At 61.5% G+C, this 6,675-nt stretch carries 6 protein-coding genes and 2 tRNA genes; 6 read left to right on the forward strand and 2 right to left on the reverse strand.

The annotated features are described in order from the left end of the window. The 4 genes from ACE3QM_RS22380 to ACE3QM_RS22395 form a co-directional block, all read left to right on the forward strand. Window positions 1-614: DnaJ C-terminal domain-containing protein (locus ACE3QM_RS22380; protein ID WP_374424993.1), on the forward strand; the 614-nt coding region annotated here is incomplete at its 5' end. A 274-nt stretch (window positions 615-888) separates the two neighbouring features. Beyond that, a complete protein-coding gene (locus ACE3QM_RS22385; protein WP_374424995.1) occupies window positions 889-2,388 on the forward strand; it encodes an alanine/glycine:cation symporter family protein in 1,500 nt (499 codons plus the stop codon). 152 nt (window positions 2,389-2,540) lie between these two features. After that, window positions 2,541-3,545, forward strand: coding sequence for a porphobilinogen synthase (gene hemB / locus ACE3QM_RS22390; RefSeq protein ID WP_048411178.1), 1,005 nt, complete (start codon window positions 2,541-2,543; stop codon window positions 3,543-3,545). Between the two features lie 61 nt (window positions 3,546-3,606). Next, window positions 3,607-3,792, forward strand: coding sequence for a hypothetical protein (locus ACE3QM_RS22395; protein WP_048411177.1), 186 nt, complete (start codon window positions 3,607-3,609; stop codon window positions 3,790-3,792). Here ACE3QM_RS22395 and ACE3QM_RS22400 read toward each other — a convergent pair. Both ACE3QM_RS22400 and ACE3QM_RS22405 read right to left on the reverse strand, forming a co-directional pair. Continuing rightward, window positions 3,789-4,568, reverse strand: a complete 780-nt coding sequence (locus ACE3QM_RS22400) for a class III extradiol ring-cleavage dioxygenase (protein ID WP_048411176.1) — start codon at window positions 4,566-4,568, stop codon at window positions 3,789-3,791. The two genes, ACE3QM_RS22395 and ACE3QM_RS22400, sit on opposite strands and share 4 nt — an antisense overlap. Window positions 4,569-5,156: 588 nt before the next feature. Next, a complete protein-coding gene (locus ACE3QM_RS22405) occupies window positions 5,157-6,140 on the reverse strand; it encodes a recombination-associated protein RdgC (RefSeq protein ID WP_374424998.1) in 984 nt (327 codons plus the stop codon). 94 nt (window positions 6,141-6,234) lie between these two features. Here ACE3QM_RS22405 and ACE3QM_RS22410 point away from each other — a divergent pair. Beyond that, a tRNA-Pro gene (locus tag ACE3QM_RS22410) sits at window positions 6,235-6,311 on the forward strand. Window positions 6,312-6,393: 82 nt separating this feature from the next. Then, window positions 6,394-6,470, forward strand: a tRNA-Pro gene (locus ACE3QM_RS22415). The last annotated feature ends 205 nt before the right edge of the window (window positions 6,471-6,675 follow it).

Genomic DNA, 6,675 nt, shown 5'->3' on the forward strand with positions numbered 1-6,675 from the left:
GCCAAGTGCGCATGAGCCAGGGCTTCTTCTCCATCCAGCAGACCTGCCCGACCTGCCACGGCACCGGCAAGCAGATTTCCGATCCCTGCACCAGCTGCCACGGCGCGGGCCAGAAGAAGACCAACAAGACGCTGAACGTGAAAATCCCGCCCGGCGTGGACGAAGGCGACCGCATCCGCCTGTCCGGCGAAGGCGAGCCGGGCCAGAACGGCGGCCCGTCAGGCGATCTGTACGTGGTCACCCACATCAAGCCGCACACGGTATTCCAGCGCGACGGCATGGATCTGCATTGCGAGATGCCGATCTCCTTCTCCATCGCGGCGCTGGGCGGCGAGGTGGAAATCCCGACGCTGGACGGCATGGCCAAGGTCAAGATTTCGGCTGAAACCCAGAGCGGGCGTGTTTACCGTTTGCGCGGCAAGGGCGTGAAGGCGGTGCGCGGCACCGAGTACGGCGATCTGCATTGCCATGTGGTGGTGGAAACCCCGGTCAAGCTGACCGAGCGCCAGAAAGAGCTGCTGCGCGAATTCGACGCCATCAGCCAGGGTGATGTCGCCACCCACAATCCGCGCTCCAAGTCCTTCATGGACAAGCTGAAGGACTTCTTCGGCTAAAGCAGGACCAAGCGACGATCTCGGTCGTCGGAGCAAAAACGGCAAGCGTGCGCGCTTGCCGTTTTTTTAATTCCATAGTTTGCACTTGTGGTCAAATGTTTTTAGGTAACCTGTTGTAATGAGCGTTTTTTTAAAATGAATTATCTGGAGGGTTCCAATGTTCGGCCTTATCTTGGTGAGGCTCCGGAACTCCGCTCCGGAGCGAGAACATAAAAATTATCCGGGCCGCCCAGCGTCAGCGCGGTGAGCTTGGCTTCGCTCAAAGGAGAATGTCATGGAAGATTTGGTCAATGCCGTCAACGGCGTCATCTGGAGCCCGGCGCTGATTTACCTGTGCCTGGGCGTGGGGCTTTACCTGTCGGTGCGCACCCGGTTTCTGCAACTGCGCCACTTCAAGGAAATGCTGCGGCTGATGTTCAATACCGAGAGCACCGCCAGCGGCGTGTCCTCGTTTCAGGCGCTGGCGATGACGCTGGCCGGCCGCGTCGGCACCGGCAATATCGCCGGCGTCGCCACCGCGATCACCTTCGGCGGGCCCGGCGCCATTTTCTGGATGTGGATGGTGGCCTTCCTCGGCGCCAGCTCCGCTTTCGTTGAATCGACGCTGGGTCAGGTCTACAAGGAAAAGATCGATGGCCAGTACCGCGGCGGTCCGGCCTTCTACATCGAAAAGGGCCTGGGCCAGAAATGGTATGCCTGGCTGTTCGCCATCACCACCATCATCGCCACCGGGGTGCTGCTGCCAGGGGTGCAGGCCAATTCCATCGCCGCCTCGCTGGACAATGCCTTCGGCATCGCGCCCACCGTCACCGCGGCGGTGTTGGCCATCATCCTGGGCTTCATCATTTTCGGCGGGGTCAAGCGCATCGCGCTGTTCGCCGGCGCGGTGGTGCCGTTCATGGCGCTGGGCTACATCATCGTCGCCTGCGTGATCATCGCGCTGAATATCGAGCAACTGCCCGGCGTGATGGCGCTGGTGCTGAAAAGCGCGTTTGGCATGGACGCGGGCTTCGGCGCCATCCTGGGCCTGGCGATTCAGTGGGGGGTGAAGCGCGGCGTGTATTCGAATGAGGCAGGCCAGGGCACCGGCCCGCACGCGTCCAGCGCGGCGGCGGTGTCGCACCCGGCCAAGCAGGGCCTGGTGCAGGCCTTCTCGGTCTATATCGACACCTTGTTCGTTTGTTCCGCCACTGCCTTCATGCTGCTGATCACCGGCCAGTACAATGTGCAGGGCCCGGCGGGCCAGGCGATGTACACCGGCATCGCCGGCGTGGCGGCGGGGCCGGGCTATGTGCAGATCGCGATGGAAAGCATCATGCCGGGCTTCGGTTCCATCTTCGTCGCGCTGGCGCTGTTCTTCTTCGCCTTCACCACCATTGTCGCTTATTACTACATCGCGGAAACCAATATCGCCTACATCAACCGCAGAATGAATCAGCCGTGGCTGAGCTTCGTGCTGAAGATCGCGCTGATGGCGGCGACCGTGTATGGCACGGTCAAGACCGCGGACCTGGCCTGGGGTTTGGGCGATATTGGCGTCGGCCTGATGGCCTGGCTCAATATCATCGCCATCATCCTGCTGCAAAAGCCGGCGCTGGCCTGCCTGCGCGACTACGAGGCGCAGCAGGCGCGGGGTCTGGACCCGGTGTTCCATCCGGAAAAGCTAGGCATCGTCAATGCCGCCTACTGGGAAGGACGGCGCGCGGAAGAAAACCTGGCGGCGGAACAGGCTGCACAGGCCGTTCCCGGCAAGCCGGATCCGCGCCAGATCTGAGTTTGGCCATGCCTGGAGGCGGGCGCGCCGGCAAGATCCGGCGCCGCCCGCCGTGCCGAATACAGAACACTCTGTTTCGGCGCAGGCTGTGCGCTGCGGGCTGGCGGCAACAGGCGTACAATGGCCGGGCTAATCCTTTCAATGGAATTGTCATGATTTTTGCCAATCGCTATTTCCCCGCCACTCGCATGCGCCGCATGCGCAAAGATGAATTCTCCCGCCGCCTGATGCGTGAAAACGTGTTGACCGCCAATGACCTGATCTATCCGGTATTCGTGATGGAAGGGCAGAACCGGGTAGTGGAAGTGCCGTCCATGCCGGGCGCGCCGCGCCAGACCCTGGACAAGCTGCTCTACACCGCCGAACAGGCGTTGGAACTGGGTATTCCGATGCTGTCGCTATTCCCGGTGATAGAGTCGGGCAAGGACAATGACGCGCAAGAGGCTTACAACCCGGAGGGGTTGGTGCCAACCGTGGTGCGAGAGCTGAAGAAGCGCTTTCCGGAACTGGGCGTGATGACCGATGGCGCGCTGGACCCCTACACCATTCACGGCCAGGATGGCGTGATCGACGACAGCGGCTATGTGCTCAACGACGAGACCACTGAAATCCTGATCAAGCAAGGCCTCTGTCATGCCGAGGCCGGCGTCGACATGTTCGGCCCGTCCGACATGATGGACGGCCGCATCGGCGCGATTCGCCAGGCCTTCGAGGAAGAAGGTTATATCCACACCAAGATCCTGGCGTATTCCGCCAAGTACTCCTCCGGTTTCTACGGCCCGTTCCGCGACGCGCTGGGCTCGTCCGGCAATCTGGGCAAGGCCGACAAGAACAACTACCAGATGGATCCCGCCAATCTGGACGAAGCGATTCAGGAAGTGGCGCAGGATCTGGAAGAGGGCGCCGATGCGGTGATGATCAAGCCGGGCATGCCGTATCTGGATGTGATTCGCCGCGTCAAGGACACGTTCCGGGTGCCAACCTTCGCCTACCAGGTGTCGGGTGAATACGCGATGCTGAAGGCGGCGTTCCAGAACGGCTGGCTGAACGAGGAAAAGTGCATGCTGGAAAGCCTGATCGCGTTCAAGCGCGCGGGCGCGGACGGCATTCTGACTTACTTCGCGCTGGACGCGGCGCGCTTGCTGCGCCAGCGTTGAGCGTCGGCGCTCAAGCCATCGCGCCCCGGCTTGGACCGGGGCGTTTTGCATTGGAGCGGACATGGATTTGATGCATTCCACGCTGTTCTGGATCCTCATCGCCGCCGCGCCGGCGGTGACGGCGCTGGGCATTCTGATCCGCTTGGCCAGGCGCGAGCCGCCGCCGGATCTGCCGCCCGGTGTTAAGCCGCTGGGCTGGGACGATGAGAATCAGGACGACGACGCGCCGCCGGCGGCGGGCGGCTAGTCGAAGCGCCAGCAGGCCATGGACAGATTGCCCATGCGCCAGTCGTCGTGCAGCTTGCTGGCCGTGGCACCGGCACCGCCGGCGCCCAGCGCGATCCACAGCGGAGCGATGTGTTCGTCGCTGGGGTGGTTGTGGCGCGGATAAGGCGCTTGCTGCAGCCAGTCGGCCAGCGCCTGCTGTTCGCCATTCAGCAGCCGCTGGTCCAGCCAGTCGCGGAACGCCAGCGCCCACGGCGCCGGTGCCGAGCCTTCCGGCGCCAGCGCTCGCAGATTGTGGGTGTAGCTGCCGGAGGCGATGATCAGGACGCCCTCCTCGCGCAGCGGACGCAGCGCTTCGCCTATGCGCATCAGCTCAGCGGCCGATGCCTGATGCGGCAGCGACAGGTTGACGATGGGAATGTCGGCCTGCGGATACATCAGCATCAGCGGCGTCCAGGCGCCATGATCCAGCCCTCGCTGTTCGGTGCTCTGCGCCGGCAAGCCTGCGGCGGCGAATAATTCATGCAGGCGCGCGCAGAGCTGGGCATCGGTGCGCGCCGGGTAGCTCAGGCGATACAGGGCCTCGGGAAAGCCGTAGAAGTCGTGAATGGTTTCCGGGCGTGGATTGTGGTTGACCACCAGGCCGCGGGTTTCCCAGTGCGCGGAAACGATGACGATGGCGCGCGGACGCGGCAGTTCCGTTCCCAACTGGGCGATAAAGTGGCGGCTTGGGCTGTCTTCCAGCACCAGGGTGGGGGCGCCGTGCGAAATGAACAGCGCGGGCAGGCGATCGGTCATGGCTGAAGCTTTCATCATTCTAGGGATAGCTTCAGCTTAATGCAGCGGGATTCCATGATAAACCGCTGTTCGTTGGCTTTATTGTTTACTTATTGGAAATAGTTGCGCCTGCTTTGGCCTCATCAGCCCAGCGACGGCAGGACTAATGCAGCACTCCGAGCAGAATGAGGCAACCGGAGATGAAAATGGCGAAGCCCAAGCCGCGCCGTAGCTGGTTTTGGCTTGGCGGCGCCTGCCGTTTCAGGCGTCTCAGCTGTTGTCGATACATGGTCATCATGCTCTCCTTTATTGAATGATAATCATTACTGTTTGTATGTCAAAGAATATTGCCCTTTGCCGCGCATGCTCGCCAGCGCTTTTATTGCAGCCAGGCGAAGCCGGCGCTTAGTTCCAGCCAGAAGTCCTGCCAGTTTTCCGTTTTCATTGGGCTTGTCCTTGGATGAGGAGGTCCCAGTATCGACGGCTGCTATCTATTTGTTAAATTGATTGTTTTTTTGGTGATGTTAGCGTGGGGCTATTTTAGAACGACTGGATGCCGCGGCGGGCGGCTAGCCCGCCCGCGCAGAACGCGCGAGCGGGGCGGAGGCATCAATCCCAGGGGACTTCGGCGCCTTCAGCTGCGGCAGGGACGGTGCCTGGCGCGGCCGTCTGTGCGGCAGCGGTCGGGCTCGGCGCGTCTTCCAGCCCGCCCAGCGCGGCAACCAGCGCGTCCACCAGTTCACCCAATTCCTCGCTCATCAGGGTGAAGGTGGCTTCGAACAGGCTTTCGCGGTCGTCGCCGGCCTGGCTGGCTTCGTCCTGCAACAGGTCCAGGAACTGCAGCCGCTTCAACTGCAGCATATCGGTCAGCTGGAAGCGGATCTTTTCCTGCCAGATCAGGCCGACTCGGGTCACTTGCTTGCCGGTGGCGATGTGCTGGCGGATTTCATCCGCGGTCAGGTCAATGCGCGCGCAGCGCACTACCGCGCCGTTTTCGCCGCTGTCCTTGAGTTCGCAATCGGAGTCCAGTTCGAAGCCGGCCGGCGCTTCACCGGCCGCCAACCAGTCCGTCATCGCGGTATGCGGCGCGATCTTGGTGCGCGGCAGCGCGGCGGGGAAGGGCGGCAGCGCTTCGCGCAGCTTGGATACCAGCGCTTCCGCCTTGCTGGCGGCGGCCGAGTCCACCATCAGCCAGCCGCGGCGGGTATCCAGAAAGGCGCTCATCCGGCTGCTGCGCACGAAGGCGCGCGGCAGCAGGTCATCGGTGATCTGTTCTTTCAGCGCCAGCTTTTCCTTGCGGCCGACCTTGCGCAGTTCCTTGTCCTCGATTTCCGCTACCTTGAGTTCGACGAAGTCGCGAATCACCGATGCCGGCAGCACTTTGTCCTCGCGGCGCAGCGACACCATCTGGCAGCCGCGCACGGCGTAGACCGGCGCGTCCAGATGGCCGGCGGCGGGCACCCAGCCCTCGCTGAACCAGTCCAGTCCCATGCAATGCTGGAATGGACGCTTTTCCAGCGCGGCGGAGAGCTGCTCGTTATTCGGAGCGTCGTCTTGATTCAAACGGTAAAAAGATAGTTGCCTAAACCACATATTTGTTCCATAATGCGCGTCCTCTGATGCCACAGATTGTACCGCAGCCAAGACGGCAGCGGGGTGGTTTTCGGATGAGCTTGCAGATGGTCGTCGGAGTGTAGCTTAGCCTGGTAGAGCGCTACGTTCGGGACGTAGAGGCCGGAGGTTCGAATCCTCTCACTCCGACCAGCTGAATAGAAAAAGCTTGTCAGAAAACATCGGATGTAGTAAATTTCTGCTCCTCGGCGCTAGGCGCTGAGTGCAGTAAAAGCGGAGTGTAGCTTAGCCTGGTAGAGCGCTACGTTCGGGACGTAGAGGCCGGAGGTTCGAATCCTCTCACTCCGACCAGATTTAAAACCCTGAATTCATTTATTTGAATTCAGGGTTTTTGCATTGGACGGCGATGAATTAAACGCGTTGTCGGCAAATGCGTTCCAGCCCTTTTCAAAGCGCAAGAAACTGTTTATTATTACGCGCTCTGCTTCGAGGCGGAAGTGATGTGCCGGTATAGCTCAGTTGGTAGAGCAGCGCATTCGTAATGCGAAGGTCGGGG

The sequence above is a fragment of the Chromobacterium sp. genome (assembly GCF_041912965.1).
Classification (GTDB): domain Bacteria; phylum Pseudomonadota; class Gammaproteobacteria; order Burkholderiales; family Chromobacteriaceae; genus Chromobacterium; species Chromobacterium aquaticum.